This window comes from Phenylobacterium sp. P4_E10, assembly GCF_056401675.1.
In genome coordinates this window covers 29,099-44,944 of record NZ_JBFUIW010000024.1, presented here as the reverse complement: position 1 = coordinate 44,944, position 15,846 = coordinate 29,099, and the positions used below count along the sequence as shown (strand labels likewise).

Below are 15,846 nucleotides of genomic sequence, written 5' to 3'. Positions count from 1 at the left end.
CGGCACCCTGACCGCCCTCACCGGTACGGTCTCGGCCGGTGACGTGTCCGACCTGGAAACCGCGATCCAGAGCGTGTCTTCGTCGCTGTCGAAGATCGGTACGGGCGCCAAGGCGCTCGACACCCACCTGACCAACGTCATGAAGCTCCAGGACACCCTGGACGCTGGTGTCGGTAACCTGGTGGACGCCGACCTCGCCAAGGAAAGTGCGAAACTGCAGGCCCTGCAGACCAAGCAACAGCTCGGTGTTCAGGCCCTCAGTATCGCCAACCAGTCGTCGAGCACCCTGCTCGGCCTGTTCCGATAAGATCTACGAACGCTCAGCGTTCAAAGGCGGCGGCGGGAAGGGAAACCTTCCCGCCGTTTTCTTTTGCGGCCTCGCCTACTCCGCGGCCATGGCCAGGGCGCTGCCCCGGGTCAGGGCGGTCTTTCGGGCGAGGTCGGCCTTGGCGGATTCGTACTCGGCCGCCAGACGGTCGATCAGATCGCCAGCGCTCGGGATGTCGTTGATCGCGCCGATGCCCTGGCCGCAGCCCCAGATATCCTTCCAGGCCTTGGCCTTCTGATTGCCGCCCGAACCGAAGCTCATCTTGGACGGGTCGGACTGCGGAAGATTGTCCGGGTCGAGGCCGGCGGCCTCGATCGACGGGCGCAAATAGTTGCCGTGCACGCCGGTGAACAGGTTCGAGTAGACGATGTCGTCGCCGCGGCTAGAGACGATCATGTCCTTGTAGTCCTGCTGGGCGTTCGCTTCGCGCGTGGCGATGAACGCCGAGCCGATATAGGCTAGGTCCGCGCCCATGGCCTGGGCGCCCAGGATGGCCGCGCCGCTGGCGATCGAGCCGGACAGCGCGATCGGCCCGTCGAACCAGTCGCGCAGTTCCTGCACCAGGGCGAACGGCGACAGATGGCCGGCATGGCCGCCCGCGCCAGCCGCGACCGGGATAAGGCCGTCTGCGCCCTTCTCCACCGCCTTGCGGGCGAAGCGATCATTGATGACGTCGTGCAAGACCACGCCGCCATAGGAATGGATCGCCTGGTTCACGTCTTCGCGCGCGCCCAGCGACGTGATCGTCACCGGCACCTTGTATTTCACCGCCATCTCCACGTCGTGCTCGAGACGGTCATTGGTCTTATGGACGATCTGGTTCATCGCGAACGGGGCCGAGGGCCGGTCGGGGTTCTTCCGATCCCAATCGGCCAGTTCCTCGGTGATCTGGGCCAGCCACTCGTCGAGTTGGCTCGCGGGCCGCGCGTTCAGGGCCGGGAAGGATCCGACAATGCCGGCCTTGCATTGGGCGATCACCAGTTCCGGACCGGAGATGATGAACAGCGGCGAACCGATGACGGGAATACGCAGGCGCTCAGCGAGAATCGGAGGCAGGGCCATTGAAGGTCGTCCTTATGGGTGGCGTCGATCTAATTTTTACAGCGTACACATAAACGATTTGCCGACGCAAGCCACGCCCGATCGTGACCCCGCGTGAACTTGACGCGCTCGGCGGACAGGCCCCAATGACGGCGCGATGACCCACGCTTTCAACCCGCCCGCGGCCTTCCCTGTCGCCACCGCCGAAGACTGGCGCGCCTTGGTCGAGAAGACGCTGAAGGACGCGCCGTTCGAGAGCCTGCAACGCCAGACCCTGGAAGGCCTTCCGATCGCGCCGCTCTACGAGGCGGCGCAGACCGGAGCCGGCTTTCCGCTGAGCCTGCGCGATGCTGAACGGCCGTGGGATGTCCGCGCGATTCTGGCCCATCCTGACGTCGGCCGGGCCAATCGCGACCTGCTCGCCGATCTGGAGGGCGGGGCTGCATCCGGCCTGCTCGTCATCGATCCGACCGGCGACCAGGGCGCCGCCATCGGGTCGGCGGCAGACATGGCTCGCGCCGTCGAAGGCGTGATGCTGGAAATGGCGTCGATCGCGCTCGACGCCGGCTTCCACGGGCCCAAGGCGGCCGACTGGCTGGCCGCCGCCGCGAAGGGCTCGCCCACCGCCCTCCTCCACTTCCATATGGATCCGCTTAGTGCGTTCGCCCGCAACGGGGAAAGCCCGGGTCCGGTGGAGAGCCACCTCGTCTCGGCGGCCACCGTCGGCGCGCGCCTCGCCGAGGCCTATCCGAAAGCGAGCCTCTTCCTGGCCTCCGGCCGCGTGGTGCATGAGGCGGGCGGCGGCGAGGCTGGCGAACTGGCCTTCACTATCGCTGCTGCGCTCAGCTACGCCAAGGCTCTGGTCCGCGCCGGGATGCCGATGCCACAGGCCTTCGCGTCCGTTCAACTCGGCCTCGCGGCCGACGCCGACTACTTCGCCACCATCGCCAAGCTGCGGGCGGCCCGCGCTCTCTGGGCTCGCGTCACGGCCGCCTGCGGCGTCAGCACCCCGGCCATCATCGAGGCCCGCTCCTCCGGCCGCATGCTCACTGTGCAGGACGCCTGGACGAACATGCTGCGCCTGACCTCCGCCGCCTTCGGGGCCGCGGTCGGCGGCGCCGACGCCATGGTGCTCGGAGCCTTCACCGACGCCATCGGCCTGCCGACCGCCTTCGCCCGCCGCCAGAGCCGCAACGCCCAACTGGTGCTGATGGAAGAGGCCCACCTCGGACGCGTGGCCGATCCCGCCGCCGGCTCCGGCTATGTCGAGGCCCTGAGCGATGAAATGGCCCGCGCCGCCTGGATGCAGTTCCAGTCCATAGAGGCCCAGGGCGGCCTGATCGCGGCCCTCGCCACCGGCCGCATCGCCGCCGAGGTCGCCTCTGTCCGCGCTGCTCGCGACTCGGCCGGCCCGCCGAAGATCGTCGGGGTCACCGCCTTTCCACCGACGCAGGACGCGCCGGTCGAGGTCGAGAGTGCGGCGCAAAGCGCGGTCGATGCGCCTTCGCCGCGCTTGCCGGGTCCGGACGGCCACTGTCCGCCGCTGAGCCCTATCCGCCTCGCCGAGTCCCATGAGGCTGCCCGATGAGCTCGTTTCCCGACTTTTCCGCCCTGCCATTTGACGCCGAGACGCTGGCGCGTAAGCCGCTGAAGGGCGACCGCTGGGAAACGCCGGAAGGCATCGACGTCAAGCCATCCTACGGCCCCTCCGACATCGAGGGACTCACCACCGGCTATCCGGGCCTAGCGCCGTTCGTGCGCGGCCCCTATCCGACCATGTACCTCACCAACCCATGGACGATCCGCCAGTATGCGGGCTTCTCCACCGCGGAGGATTCCAACGCCTTCTATCGCCGCAACCTGGCGGCCGGTCAGATGGGCCTGTCAGTGGCTTTCGACCTAGCCACCCACCGCGGCTACGACAGCGACCATCCGCGCGTGAAGGGCGATGTCGGGATGGCGGGCGTGGCGATCGACTCCATCCTCGACATGCGCACCCTGTTCGACGGCATTCCCCTCGACAAGATGAGCGTCTCGATGACCATGAACGGCGCCGTGCTGCCGGTCCTGGCGCTCTACATTGTCGCTGCCGAGGAACAGGGCGTCGAACACGCCAAACTGTCGGGCACGATCCAGAACGACATCCTCAAGGAATTCCTGGTCCGGAACACCTACATCTATCCGCCCCTGCCTTCGATGCGGATAATTTCGGATATCTTTTCATATACTTCGCGCGAAATGCCGAAGTTCAACTCGATCTCGATCAGCGGCTATCACATCCAGGAAGCCGGTGCGACGCTGGACCTGGAGCTGGCCTACACCCTGGCCGACGGCATCGAGTATGTGCGCGCCGGCGTCGCCGCGGGCATGACCGTCGACCAGTTCGCGCCGCGCCTGTCGTTCTTCTGGAACGCTGGCATGAACGCCTTCATGGAGATCGCCAAGCAGCGCGCAGGCCGCCTGCTGTGGGCCAAGCTGATGAAGGACGAGTTCGACCCCAAGGACCCGCGCTCGCTCAGCCTGCGCGCGCACACCCAGACCAGCGGCTGGAGCCTGGCCGCGCACGATGTCTACAACAACGTGCCCCGCACCCTGGTCGAGGCGATCGCCGCCACCGGCGGCCAAACTCAGAGTCTGCACACCAACTCGCTCGACGAAGCCCTGGCGCTGCCGACTGATTTCTCTGCGCGGATCGCCCGCAACACCCAGCTCTTCCTGCAGCTTGAGAGCGGCCAGACCCGGGTGATCGATCCGTGGGGCGGCTCCTACTATGTCGAGCGCCTGACCGCCGATCTGGCCGCGCGCGCCCTGGAGCACATCGCCGAGGTCGAGGCGCTGGGCGGAATGGCCAAGGCCATCGAAGACGGCCTACCCAAGCGCCGCATCGAGGAGGCCAGCGCCCGCACCCAGGCGCGCATCGACGCCGGCCGCCAGAGCGTTGTCGGGGTCAACCGCTACAAGCCAAAGGTCGCCGACGAAATTCCGGTCCTGAAGGTCGACAACTCGGCGGTGCGCGAGCGCCAGCTGGAGAAACTCGCTCGCCTGCGCGCCGAACGCGATCCGGCCGCCGTGGAAAGCGCCCTCACCGCCCTGACCAACGGCGCGGCAGGGGGCGGCAACCTGCTTGAGCTGTCGGTCAACGCCGCCCGCGCTAAGGCGACGGTCGGCGAGATCAGCATGGCCCTGGAGAAGGTGTTCGGCCGCCACGCCGCAGACGCCTTCGCTGTGACGGGGGTCTATCTGCGCGAAGCCGGCGCCACGCCCCAGGCCGATCGCGCCAAGGCGATGACCGAGGCCTTCCGCCAGGCGGACGGCCGCAAGCCGCGGGTGATGATCGCCAAGATGGGCCAGGACGGCCACGACCGCGGCCAGAAGGTGATCGCCTCGGGCTTCGCCGACCTCGGCTTCGAGGTTGATATCGGCAACCTGTTCCAGACGCCGTCCGAAGCCGCCGCCCAGGCGGTGGCCGAAAACGTCCACGTCGTCGGAGCCAGTTCGCTGGCGGCCGGGCACCTCACCCTGGTGCCGGAGCTGAAGGACGAACTCGCCAAGCTCGGCCGCTCCGACATCCTGGTCGTGGTCGGCGGCGTCATACCGCCCGAGGATTTCCAAGCCCTGCGGGACGCGGGCGTTGCGGCGATCTTCACCCCTGGCACGGTGGTGCCCGAGGCGGCGATCGAAGTCATGGACCGGCTGAACGAGCAAATGGGCTATGCCCAGCTGGAAAAGGCATGAGGGCTCAGCCCGAGCCCAACATGACCAGGTTGCCCTCGCTGTCTCGCAGCAGGGCGTAGCGCTCCTTGGGGGCCCAGGGCGCGTCGATCGGCTCCTGATCGAAGACCACGTCCCTGGCCTTCAACTCGGCGAACACCGAATCTATGTCATCGACGACGAGGATGAGGCTCGGCTGCTCGCCAGGCTTATCGTCCGGCCGGCGCTCGAACAGGATGCGGGTCGGCGACCCCGGCACCTCCAGCTCGATCCACCGCCAGCCGCTGCCGTATTGCTGGTCGGTCGCCACGATCAGCCCAAGCACGTCGCGATAAAAGGCCATGGCGCGGTCCTGGTCGCTGACCGGAAGCCCCGAGAACTTCACATGCTTGAACATGGCGCGGGCTCCTATCTGCGCGCCGAAGCCACCTTTCCGGGCTTGGCCTTGCCGTACCAGCTGGCCGGAAGCTCGGAAGGCCCGTGGCGCGCCTCGATGTCCTTCTGCAACGCGCCTGCAGCCATCAGGTGTCCAGGAAACAACGTGTCGACGGCCCAACCGATCACTGGCGGCACCGAAGCTGCGGAGTCCAACAGGACATAGCCTGCCATGCGGGCGAGGGTCGGCAGCGAGGCGCCAGCCTTCACGCCATGGTACAGCAGCAGACCACCGGCCCCGACGCTATAGACCGTGCCGGCGACCGGCACCCAGGCCAGGACGCCGTCGAGGCCCAGGCCGACCGGCCCCAATCTGATCAGCCGATCGGAGATTCGCTTGATCCGCTCTGCTGCGCGCCAGGCGCTGTGAGCCTTTTCTCTGTCTTCAGCCATCACGCATCAACGTCAGCGCTACGGGAAAGCTCCAGCCTAGCCCCAAAGCTCTGGCGCGGGCGGAAAAATCAGTGAGCCGTCGTACCGCAGGCCCGGCTCGCGGTCCTTGGCCAGCAGCAGCGGCCCGTCGAGGTCCGCCACCTCCGCGCCCTGGGCGATGATCATCGCCGGCGCCATCGACAGCGAGGTCGCCACCATGCAGCCGGCCATGATTTCCAGGCCCAGCGAGCGGGCCTGCGCCACCACCGCCAGCGCCTCGGTCAGCCCGCCGGCCTTGTCGAGCTTGATATTCACCGCCCCGTAACGCTGCGCGCAGGCCGCCAGATCGGCACGGGTGTGCAGGCTTTCGTCCGCACAGAGGATCACCGGGCTCCGATAGCCCACTAGAGCCTCGTCCTCGCCCGCCCGCAGCGGTTGTTCGATCATCTTGATGTCGAGCCGGGCGAACTCCGGCGCCAGACGCACCAGCTCATCGAAGCTGAGCCCCTCATTGGCGTCGACGATCAGACGGGTCTTGGGCGCGGCGGCGCGCACCGCCTCCACACGGTCCAGGTCGCCCGCCCCGCCGATCTTCAGTTTCAGGTACGGACGGCGCGCCGAGGCGCGCGCCGCCTGCGCCATCGCCTCCGGGGTGTCGAGGCTGATGGTGTAGCAGGTCTTCACCGGATCAAGGCGGACCCGCCCGGCCGCGCGCCAAGCCGGCACGCCGCTCAGTTTGGCCTCGAGATCCCAGAGCGCGCAGTCCAGCGCATTGCGGGCCGCGCCAGCCGGCGCCAGCGCCTGCAAGGCCGCGCGGTCGGCCCCGGCCTCAAGTGCGTCCCGCAGGCTCTCCGCCCGCGCCAGCTCGCTCTCCATGCTCTCGCCATAACGGGCGTAAGGCACCGCCTCGCCGCGCCCAATGACGCCGTCCTGCGCGATCTCCGCCACTAGGACATGAGCCTCGGTCTTTGCCCCCCGCGCGATGACGAACGCGCTGGCCAGCGGCCAACGTTCGTCACGGACGGTCAGGCGCCTCGTCAAGCCAGGTCGCCGGCGGCCGCGTCAAACAGCAGGTAGGTGCGTCCGGCTTCTGAGCTCAGCAGGGTCTCGACCAGGAAGCCTTCCGGATCACGCTCGGCGGCGTCCTCCAGCAGGTCGTGGTAGCGGCTGAGATAGCTCAGCACCTGACGCTTGAGCTGTTCGTCGGTGAACAGCTTGCGGGCCAGACGCCGTGTCGCCGCGGGAGCCAGCCTGCGCACTACCGCCCGTGCGCCTTCGAGGTCGCGCATCTGCAGCGCGGCGGCCAGTTCATGGATCCGGCTGCGCGGCAGGAGGGCGGTCGGGTCGATGCCCATGGCGCCGATTTCCGCGGCCAGTGTCTCCTCAAGCGGCGGATGCGGGACCGGCTCGGCTCCATCGGGTTCCTCCAACGACGACAGCAGGTCCTTCCAGGTCCAGCCGTCGCCGCCTGGGTCTTCATGACGGCCAGCGGCCTGTTCGAAGACCGTGGCGAACTCCTCGTCGGTGGCGGTCGGAGTCAGGCGCAGCCGCGGGCGCGCAGCCTTGGCGATCTTCTCCTCGATCGGTGGCGGCGGGATCGGATCGTTGAGTTCGAGTTCCGAGTCGTCGTCCTCGAACAGCGGTTCGGGCGCCGCGGCGACGGGCTCGGGAACGACCGCAATCGGTTCCGGCGGTGGGGCGGCTTCCAGCGGCTCGGGGCTCTCAGCTATCTCCGCCGACTTGGCGAGGCTCGCACGGAGCGAATCCCGCGGCGGCCGCTCACGCAGGACCGGCGTAGCCGGCGGCCCACTGCTGGACGTGGCCACCGAGCCCATCATCCGCACGGCGTCGCTAAGCATGTCGTAGTTGCGGCGCACGCGTTCCTGGAAGGCCTGGTCGATCGCCTGGGTCTCATCGGCGGTGCGGCGGGCGTGGTCCATCAGCTCGTCGATGCTCTCGGCCACGGCCAGGCGCACCTCCTCGGCCCGGTCGCGGGCGGCGGCTGGCAGTTTGGTCGCGCGATCCTCGATCTCGCTGAGCATCGCGGTCAGTTCGTCCAGGGTGGCGCGGGCGGCGCGGGCTCCTTCATCGAGCTTGCTGATCGTCGCGGCCCCGGCCTGTTCAACCATCTGGGCCGATTGCTCGATCAGGGCGCGGGCTTCCGCCAGACGCGCTTCGAAGACCTTGTTGGCGTTCTGACCGGCGGTGAACGCCGCCTCGGAGAGTTGGTCGACCTGGTCACGCGCCGTCTCGGCGTGACGCGCGGCGACCTGCCGGGTCTCCTCGGCAGCCGCAGTCATGGCCTCGATCGCCGCCCTGGCCTGGGATTCCATCCGCTCGCGCTCGGCGGCGGCGGCCTGGGCGACCGCTTCGACGGAATGCAGGGTCGACTGTCCGAATTCGTCACGCTCGGCCTTGGCGGACTCCGCCAGTTCGCGGAACTGCTCGGTGGCCTCGGCCATCAACTGGCGCAGCGCCTCACCGCCCTTCACGGCACGGTCGCCCATCTCGGCGGCCGACAGGCGGGCCTGGCTGATGAACTCCGACAACTGCGCAGCGTGGGTCTCGGATTGGGCCGCGAAGGCCTCCTGGTCGGCGCGCAGCGCATGGGCGGCGGTGACCAGCCCGGCGCGTTGCTCGGTCAGGCCCTTCTCCACGGCGCCGATTTGCTCCGTCACGCCGAGGCCGGCTGTTTCCAGCCTGGCGATGTGACGGGTGAGGTCGTCTGACGCAGTGCGCGCCGCGTCGCTGGTTTCACCGGCGGCGGCCGCGAGATCGGCGGCGCGCGCGGCAAGCGAAGCTTCGGCCTCACGCAGCTGCGCCTCGGCCAGGTCGGAGGCCTCTCCGACCATCTTGGCCTGGCGGGTGATCGCGTCGGCGACCGCCGTCGCCTGGGAGTCCAAGGTCTGCGCCAGTCCGCCCAGTTCGGCGCGTTCACGGCCGAGGGTCTCCGAAAGGCTCTGGGCAGTGCGGGCCGCTTCGGCAGCCGCAGACACCAGCTCCTGACTGTCGCTGGCCAGGAACTGGCGCAGCACGACCATGGCGTCGCGCGCTTCCTGAGCCGCGGCGCCAGCCTGGGCGATCTCATGGCGGACCGCCTGAACCATGTCGATGGTCTGCGCGCCGGCCGCCATGGCCGGGGTGACCATCTCGTCGGCGAGCGCCTTGGTGCGGCGGGCCTCGGCGCCGAGTTTCTGTCCCTGGCGCGCCATATAGGCGACGAGCCAGACCAGCGCGGCCGGTCCAACCGCCAACATCACAAACACCACCGCGGCGAACGGCTCGAAATCGAACGGCGCCACCGAGCGGCGATAGCCCCAGGCGAAGGCGATCGGGGCGCAGGCCCACAGCACCGACACCACCAGCGCGGCGAGATAGATCGGCCAGGCAGGCGGCATGACATCGGCGGCCCGCGTCACCTCCAGCCGCTGAGCGGCTGCGGCGAGCTTGGTCTCCGGCTGGCTGACCGGGGCTGCGGCCTGGGGTTCGAACGTCAGATCGCCGACGGGCGGCCGCACGAAGGCCAGCGATGGATCGACGGCCTCGGCAACCGTCTCGGCCATGGGGTCCGCAGCCGGCGGTTCGCCGTCGAGCGATTTAAAATCAACAGGTTGATGCCGCTTTTTAATCTTCATGGCCCGTCGTAAGCGGCCTTCCACCCCTGCCGGAAACGGACGCATCTCTGCGTGCGCATCCCGCCATTGCGCCTAGGTTCTCAGGATTACCGGCGAACGTCGGCGACGCAAAGCATTGATCGGAGGGAAACTTGGCGCAGGCGCCTCAGGCCTTGGATAGGCGCGCTCTTTCGTCGGGACAAATCTCGCGCACGAGTGTCGGGGACTTGGCCGCCTTGACCACCACCCGGGGGGCCGCCGAGGAGCTCCGGCGGGGCACGCTCCGCGCGACCGTACGCTCGGCCGGCGCAGGTTTTTCAACCTGCTGGGCGTCCAGCGTCACTCCGAAATGCGAATAGGCAGCAGCGGAGGATGACACAACCACCGCGGCTACGATCTCGGTCAAGGTCTGCATCGGAACTCTCCCGTGCGTCCGATACGATTCCGGCGAGCGACGTTATACGACGACCGCGCTGTTCGGGCGATGTGTCGCATCATGAAATTTCAGTCATGTAACGACCATACCTATTTCGTCAGCGTGACCGATTAGCGCGTCACGCCGCCGCCAGGAACGCGGCCCCTTCGTGGGTCAGCAGCCAATGCTTGCGGTCGAGCCCGCCGCCGTATCCGGTCAGGCTCCCGTCAGAACCGATCACCCGGTGGCACGGGACGACAATCGCCACGGGATTGGCGCCGTTAGCCAAGCCCACGGCGCGGATCGCCGCCGGCTTGCCGATGCGCTCGGCCAGGCCCTTGTAGGTCAAGGTTTCGCCGACCGGGATCGTGCACAGCGCCGTCCAGACGCATCGCTGAAATTCCGTGCCGCCGGTCCGCCAGGGAACTGCCGAAAGCGCAGCAAGGTCGCCGCCGAAATAAGCGTCGAAGGCCGCGCGCATGTCGGCCGGCGCGCGGCTCGCCTTCAGCTCGGTCGGCGGGTTTTGCCGCCGTAGCAGTCGCAGCAGGCGCTCCTCGTGCGTCGTCCAGTCGAAGGCGCGCAGGAAGCCGTGGCCGTCGGTGACCAGCAACGCCTCACCGACTGGCGTCGGCATGCGATCCAGGAAGAGCGCTTCAGGCGGCTTTTGCATGTTTGGTCTCGGATGGATTCTTCGGATCGGCGGCCCACAGGTGGGAGGCGGCATAGGCGCGCCACGGCCGCCACCGCTCGGCGCGGGCCAGCAACTCAGCCGCGGTCGGCCGCACCCGCTCGGGCGTCTCCAGCGCACGCATCAGGCCGATGTCGGCGCTCGGGAAGGCGTCGGGCTCGCGAAGGGCTCGCATGGCGATGTACTGCGCCGTCCACTCCCCGATGCCCGGCAGGGCGCGCAGGGCTGCCACCGCCTCGTCCAGACTGCGCCGGGTCCCGAACAGCTCGGCGTCCGCCGCCGCGGCCGCGGCCAGCCCCACCAGCGCCCGGCCCCTGGCGCGCGGCATCGCCAGGGTCTCGACATCGCACAGCGCTAGCTGCGCCGGGGTCGGGAAGAAGTGGGTCAGGCCCATGGCGTTGGCGGCGTCATCCTCCAGCGTAGAGCCGTGAGCAGCCGTGATCTTGCCGGCCAGCACCCGGGCCGCATGGACGGTGATCTGCTGACCCAGCACAGCCCGGACGGAAAGCTCAAAGCCGTCCCAGGCGCCGGGCGCACGCAGTCCGGGCCGGGCCGCCACCAGCGGCGCCAGGTCCGGGTCTTCCGACAGGTGGGCGGCGATGACGGCCGGGTCGGCGGCCAGGTCGAACACCCTCCGCACCCGGGAGATCACGGCCGGCCAGGCCTGGACATTGGGGAACCTCAGCGTGACCTTGAGATAGTCGCCCTCGCCGGGCTCGACCATCACCACGCCCCGCGCTTCGCCGACCGCCAGGGTGCGGGCATATCGCCCGTCACGAACCGTTTCCACACCAGGGATCGCCCGCGCGGTCAGGAAGGCGATCATCGCGTTCCAGTCATAGGGCGCGCGATAGGCCAGCCGGATGCTGACCGCGCCGCCCTCGCCCGCCGCGATCTCGGCCCCGCCCAGGCGGCGCAGCGCGCCCGGTGGCCGGGCGAACAGTTGCTGGAAGGTCTCGTTGAAGCGGCGGACGCTGCCGAACCCGGAGGCCAGGGCCACCTCGGCCATCGGCATCCGCGTCTCATGGATCAACTGCTTGGCGAGCAACACCCGCCGAGTCTGAGCGACCGCGACTGGCGAAGCGCCGACATGCTGCTGGAACAGCCGCCGCAGCTGCCGCTCGCCGACCCCGAGCCGTTCGGCCAGAGTGTCCACGTCGCCGGCGTCAAGCGCCCCGGCCTCGATCAGGGCCAGCGCCCGCGAGACGGTGTTGGAGGTGCCGCGCCAGGACCCCAGGTCGGGCGAGGTCTCCGGCCTGCAGCGCAGACAGGGCCGAAAGCCCGCTTCCTGCGCCGCTGCGGCCGAGCGGAAGAACCGCATGTTCTCGCGCTTGGGCGTCCGCGCCGGGCAGATAGGCCGGCAATAGATCCCGGTGCTCGTCACGCCGGTGAAGATGCGCCCATCGAAGCGGGCGTCTCGCATCTGAAAGGCGCGGTAGCAGGCGTCGTCATCCATATCCATGACTTGGATGTTCGACCCTGGCGCACGATATGTCTCGCGGTTTTCGGACATTGCCAGTCACCGGCTGGCGGTATTCGAACCGCTCCATTTTCCTCGTCGGCCTGTCAGGAAAACTCTATCGTCATCGCGCCGCCCGTCCCGTAAGCCGTCGCTCAGGGCCAATCTGCATGTCGCACTCCCGGAGCGGCAGGCGGACTTTTCGTCTTTAGATTTCAGGGCGAGGCCCGAGGTTCACGTGCAAGGTACAGCCCTGATGCAGGCCAAGGCGCCCGCGATCGCCCCAGAGACGTTGACCCATCTTCAGCGCCTGGAAGCCGAGAGCATTCACATCATGCGCGAGGTGGCGGCCGAGGCCGAACGCCCGGTGATGCTCTATTCGATCGGCAAGGACTCGGCCGTGATGCTGCATCTGGCGGCCAAGGCATTCTATCCGTCCAAGCCGCCGTTCCCGCTGCTGCACGTCGATACGACCTGGAAGTTCCGGGCGATGTACGAGATGCGCGAACGGATGGCCAAGGAGCTCGGCTTCGAGCTGCTGGTCCACAAGAATCCCGAGGCCGTCGAGCGGAACATCAATCCGTTCGAGCACGGCAGCGCGCTGCACACCGACATCTGGAAAACTGAGGGCCTGAAGCAGGCGCTCGACAAGTATGGCTTCGACGCGGCCTTCGGCGGCGCCCGCCGCGACGAGGAAAAGTCCCGCGCCAAGGAGCGCATTTTCTCGTTCCGCTCGGCCCAGCACCGCTGGGACCCCAAGAACCAGCGCCCCGAGCTCTGGAAGCTCTACAACACCCGCAAGAACCCCGGCGAAAGCATCCGGGTGTTCCCGATCTCCAATTGGACCGAGCTCGACATCTGGCAGTACATCCACCTCGAGCAGATCCCCATCGTGCCGCTGTACTTCTCGCAAGTGCGGCCGGTGGTGGAGCGCGACGGCGCGCTGATCATGGTCGACGACGAGCGGATGCCGCTGCGCCCGGGCGAGGTTCCGATGCAGAAGTCGGTGCGGTTCCGCACCCTCGGCTGCTATCCACTGACCGGCGCGGTCGAGTCCGAGGCGGCCACGCTACCTGAAATCATTCAGGAAATGCTACTGACCACGACCTCGGAGCGCCAGGGCCGGATGATCGACCACGACCAGGCCGCGTCGATGGAGAAGAAAAAGCAGGAGGGCTACTTCTGATGGCCCATCAGTCCGCTCTCATCGCCGAAGACATCGAGGCTTACCTCTCCGCGCACGAGCGCAAGAGCCTGCTGCGGTTCCTGACCTGTGGCTCGGTGGACGACGGCAAGTCGACCCTGATCGGGCGATTGCTCTACGATTCCAAGATGATCTTCGAGGACCAGCTGGCGGCCCTCGAAGCCGACTCCAAAAAGGTCGGAACGCAAGGCGGCGAGATCGACTTCGCCCTGCTGGTCGACGGACTGGCGGCCGAGCGCGAGCAAGGCATCACCATCGACGTCGCCTACCGCTTCTTCTCGACCGACAAGCGCAAGTTCATCGTCGCGGACACGCCCGGCCACGAACAGTACACCCGCAACATGGTCACCGGCGCCTCGACCGCCGACGCCGCGGTCATCCTGATCGACGCGCGCAGAGGGGTGCTCACCCAGACCCGCCGGCACTCCTATCTGGTCAGCCTGCTCGGCATCCGGCACGTCGTCGTAGCGGTCAACAAGATGGATTTGGTGGGCTGGGACCGGCAAGTTTACGACGCCATCGTCCAGGAATATGCCGAATTCGCCGCCCAGATCGGCATCAAGCACTTCACCGCCATCCCCATGTCGGCGCTGCGAGGCGACAACATCACCAGCCGCAGCGAAGCCGCGCCCTGGTATGACGGCCCGGCGCTGATGCCGCTGCTTGAGACCCTGCCGGTCGAGGACGACCTGCGCGAGCGGCCGCTGCGCATGCCGGTGCAGTGGGTGAACCGCCCGAACCTGGATTTCCGCGGCTTTTCGGGCCTGATCTCATCGGGCACGGTGCGACCGGGCGACAAGATCAAGGCCCTGCCCTCAGGCCGCGAGAGCACGGTCGACCGCATCGTCACCTTCCGTGGCGACCTTGACGAAGCGGTGGCCGGGCAGTCGGTCACTCTGACCCTCAAGGACGAGATCGACATCTCGCGCGGCGACGTCATCGCCGCGGCCGGATCGCCGCCGCCGGTGGCCGATCAGTTCGAGGCGACCATCGTCTGGATGGACGACGAGGCGATGCTGCCGGGACGGCCCTACCTGCTGAAGCTGGGCGCCCGCACGGTTTCGGCCCAGGTCACCGAGCCCAAGTACAAGGTCAATGTGAACACCCTCGAGCACCTGGCCGCCAAGCGGCTGGAGTTGAACGAGATCGGGGTGTGCAACCTTTCGCTCGACGCGCCGATCGCCTTCGACGCCTATGCCGACAACCACGACCTGGGCGGCTTCATCCTGATCGACCGGATCTCCAACCGGACGGTCGGGGCGGGCATGCTGCACTTCGCCCTACGCCGCAGCCAGAACATCCACTGGCAGGCGCTGGACGTCGACAAGGCCTCGCGCGCGGCGCTCAAGGGCCAGCGCGGGCGGGTGGTCTGGCTGACCGGCCTGTCCGGCTCGGGCAAGTCGACCATCTCCAACCTCGTCGAGAAGCGGCTGCACGCGGACGGACGCCACACCTACCTGCTCGACGGCGACAATGTCCGCCATGGCCTCAACAAGGACCTCGGCTTCACCGACGAGGACCGGGTCGAGAACATCCGCCGGGTGGCCGAGGTCGCCAAGCTGATGGTCGACGCTGGGCTGATCGTGCTGGTCTCGTTCATCTCACCGTTCCGCGCCGAGCGCCGGCTGGCCCGCGAGCTGCAGGCCGAGGGAGATTTCGTCGAGGTCTATGTGAACACGCCGCTGGCCGTCGCCGAGCAGCGCGACGTGAAGGGCCTCTACAAGAAGGCGCGGGCCGGCGAGTTGAAGAACTTCACCGGCATCGACAGCCCCTATGAGGCGCCGGAGCACGCCGAGATCACCGTCGACACCACCGCCATGTCGGCGGCGGAGGCTGCCGAGCGGATCGTGGCCTGGCTGGAAGGCGAGCTCGACTACTCGATCTAGGCGGCGAGTTCGTCGCCTGGGAACATCGCGTGGAAGGGCCGGCCCTCCTCGAAGGTCCGCGCGACCGACGGGCGCTGCTTCAGGCCCTCGTAATAAGCGGCCAGGTTCGGGTGTGTCTGCGCGAACGGCTCCAGCGCGCCAGCGTAGAACAGCGCCGGGGCCGCGGCGCAGTCAGCCAGGGTGAAATCCTCGCCGACGGCCCAGGTCCGTCCTGCCAGCTGCTTCTCCAGAACGTCATAGGCGGTGCGCAGCTGGGCGCGGAAGCCTGAGACCGCGGCCGGGTCAGTATTACCGTCGGGACGGATGCGGTCGGCGACGATGGCCTGCATCGGGGTCTGAACATAGTTGTCGAAGATCCGGTCCGTCAGCCGCGTGCGCCAGGCCAGATTCGGATCGGCCGGGATCAGCCGCGCCGCGCCGGGATAATGCAGGTCGAGATACTCGACGATGACGCTGGTCTCGGGGACGGTCTCGCCCCTCGCATCATCCTGCAGGACCGGCATCTTGCCGATCGGCCAGAGGGCCAAAAAGTCCGAACGCTCAGTCTCCTCCCCCAGGTTCAGGTGCAGCGCCTCGAACGGCGCGCCGTTCTCATAGAGGGCGATTATGGCCTTCTGGCAGTACGAGGAAAGCGGGTGCTGGTGCAGCTTCAGGGTCATGGGAACACCATTCATTAGTTAAGTGATGACTTCA

Annotated in this window: 14 protein-coding genes; 5 read left to right on the top strand and 9 right to left on the bottom strand. The window is 67.9% G+C overall.

The window, feature by feature from the left end; translation table 11 throughout:
- On the top strand, positions 1–307 hold a 307-nt coding region (locus AC1DQJ_RS20030), incomplete at its 5' end, for a flagellin (RefSeq protein WP_477606583.1).
- Between the two features lie 75 nt (positions 308–382).
- Here AC1DQJ_RS20030 and AC1DQJ_RS20025 read toward each other — a convergent pair.
- The gene (locus tag AC1DQJ_RS20025) at positions 383–1,390 is read right to left on the bottom strand and encodes an NAD(P)H-dependent flavin oxidoreductase (RefSeq protein ID WP_477606581.1); all 1,008 of its coding nucleotides are present in this window, start codon (positions 1,388–1,390) and stop codon (positions 383–385) included.
- Between the two features lie 136 nt (positions 1,391–1,526).
- On the opposite strand from AC1DQJ_RS20025, the gene AC1DQJ_RS20020 reads away from it, so the two are divergent.
- Both AC1DQJ_RS20020 and scpA read left to right on the top strand, forming a co-directional pair.
- The gene (locus tag AC1DQJ_RS20020) at positions 1,527–2,957 is read left to right on the top strand and encodes a methylmalonyl-CoA mutase family protein (protein ID WP_477606579.1); all 1,431 of its coding nucleotides are present in this window, start codon (positions 1,527–1,529) and stop codon (positions 2,955–2,957) included.
- On the top strand, positions 2,954–5,104 hold the full coding sequence (scpA, locus tag AC1DQJ_RS20015; protein WP_477606577.1) for a methylmalonyl-CoA mutase: 2,151 nt from the start codon (positions 2,954–2,956) through the stop codon (positions 5,102–5,104). The genes AC1DQJ_RS20020 and scpA overlap by 4 nt, the downstream gene beginning before the upstream one ends.
- Positions 5,105–5,108: 4 nt before the next feature.
- Here scpA and AC1DQJ_RS20010 read toward each other — a convergent pair whose 3' ends face one another.
- The 7 genes from AC1DQJ_RS20010 to AC1DQJ_RS19980 all read right to left on the bottom strand — a co-directional run bounded on the left by AC1DQJ_RS20010 (position 5,109) and on the right by AC1DQJ_RS19980 (position 12,066).
- Positions 5,109–5,477, bottom strand: coding sequence for a VOC family protein (locus AC1DQJ_RS20010; RefSeq protein ID WP_477606575.1), 369 nt, complete (start codon positions 5,475–5,477; stop codon positions 5,109–5,111).
- Positions 5,478–5,488: 11 nt separating this feature from the next.
- Complete coding sequence (locus tag AC1DQJ_RS20005) at positions 5,489–5,908, bottom strand: DUF4112 domain-containing protein (protein ID WP_477606573.1); 420 nt, start codon at positions 5,906–5,908, stop codon at positions 5,489–5,491.
- Between the two features lie 36 nt (positions 5,909–5,944).
- Complete coding sequence (gene dgcA, locus AC1DQJ_RS20000; protein WP_477606571.1) at positions 5,945–6,928, bottom strand: N-acetyl-D-Glu racemase DgcA; 984 nt, start codon at positions 6,926–6,928, stop codon at positions 5,945–5,947.
- Positions 6,925–9,450: a coiled-coil domain-containing protein gene (locus tag AC1DQJ_RS19995; protein WP_477606570.1), complete on the bottom strand. Its 2,526-nt coding sequence runs from the start codon at positions 9,448–9,450 to the stop codon at positions 6,925–6,927. Before AC1DQJ_RS19995 ends, dgcA begins: the two co-directional genes overlap by 4 nt.
- 217 nt (positions 9,451–9,667) lie before the next feature.
- On the bottom strand, positions 9,668–9,916 hold the full coding sequence (locus tag AC1DQJ_RS19990; RefSeq protein ID WP_477606568.1) for a hypothetical protein: 249 nt from the start codon (positions 9,914–9,916) through the stop codon (positions 9,668–9,670).
- 139 nt (positions 9,917–10,055) lie between these two features.
- Entirely contained in the window at positions 10,056–10,586 is a 531-nt protein-coding gene (locus AC1DQJ_RS19985) for a methylated-DNA--[protein]-cysteine S-methyltransferase (RefSeq protein ID WP_477606566.1), read from the bottom strand.
- The gene (locus AC1DQJ_RS19980; RefSeq protein WP_477606564.1) at positions 10,570–12,066 is read right to left on the bottom strand and encodes a DNA-3-methyladenine glycosylase 2 family protein; all 1,497 of its coding nucleotides are present in this window, start codon (positions 12,064–12,066) and stop codon (positions 10,570–10,572) included. The genes AC1DQJ_RS19985 and AC1DQJ_RS19980 overlap by 17 nt, the downstream gene beginning before the upstream one ends.
- A gap of 253 nt (positions 12,067–12,319) precedes the next feature.
- Here AC1DQJ_RS19980 and cysD point away from each other — a divergent pair, with 253 nt between their 5' ends.
- Together cysD and cysN are read left to right on the top strand one after the other, a co-directional pair.
- Positions 12,320–13,249 carry a sulfate adenylyltransferase subunit CysD gene (cysD, locus tag AC1DQJ_RS19975; protein WP_477606585.1) on the top strand — a complete coding sequence of 310 codons (930 nt, stop codon included), beginning with the start codon at positions 12,320–12,322 and terminating at the stop codon, positions 13,247–13,249.
- The gene (gene cysN, locus AC1DQJ_RS19970) at positions 13,249–15,153 is read left to right on the top strand and encodes a sulfate adenylyltransferase subunit CysN (protein ID WP_477606562.1); all 1,905 of its coding nucleotides are present in this window, start codon (positions 13,249–13,251) and stop codon (positions 15,151–15,153) included. Before cysD ends, cysN begins: the two co-directional genes overlap by 1 nt.
- On the opposite strand, the gene AC1DQJ_RS19965 is transcribed toward cysN, so the two are convergent.
- Complete coding sequence (locus tag AC1DQJ_RS19965) at positions 15,150–15,812, bottom strand: glutathione S-transferase family protein (protein ID WP_477606560.1); 663 nt, start codon at positions 15,810–15,812, stop codon at positions 15,150–15,152. The genes cysN and AC1DQJ_RS19965 overlap by 4 nt on opposite strands.
- Between the last annotated feature and the right edge of the window lie 34 nt (positions 15,813–15,846).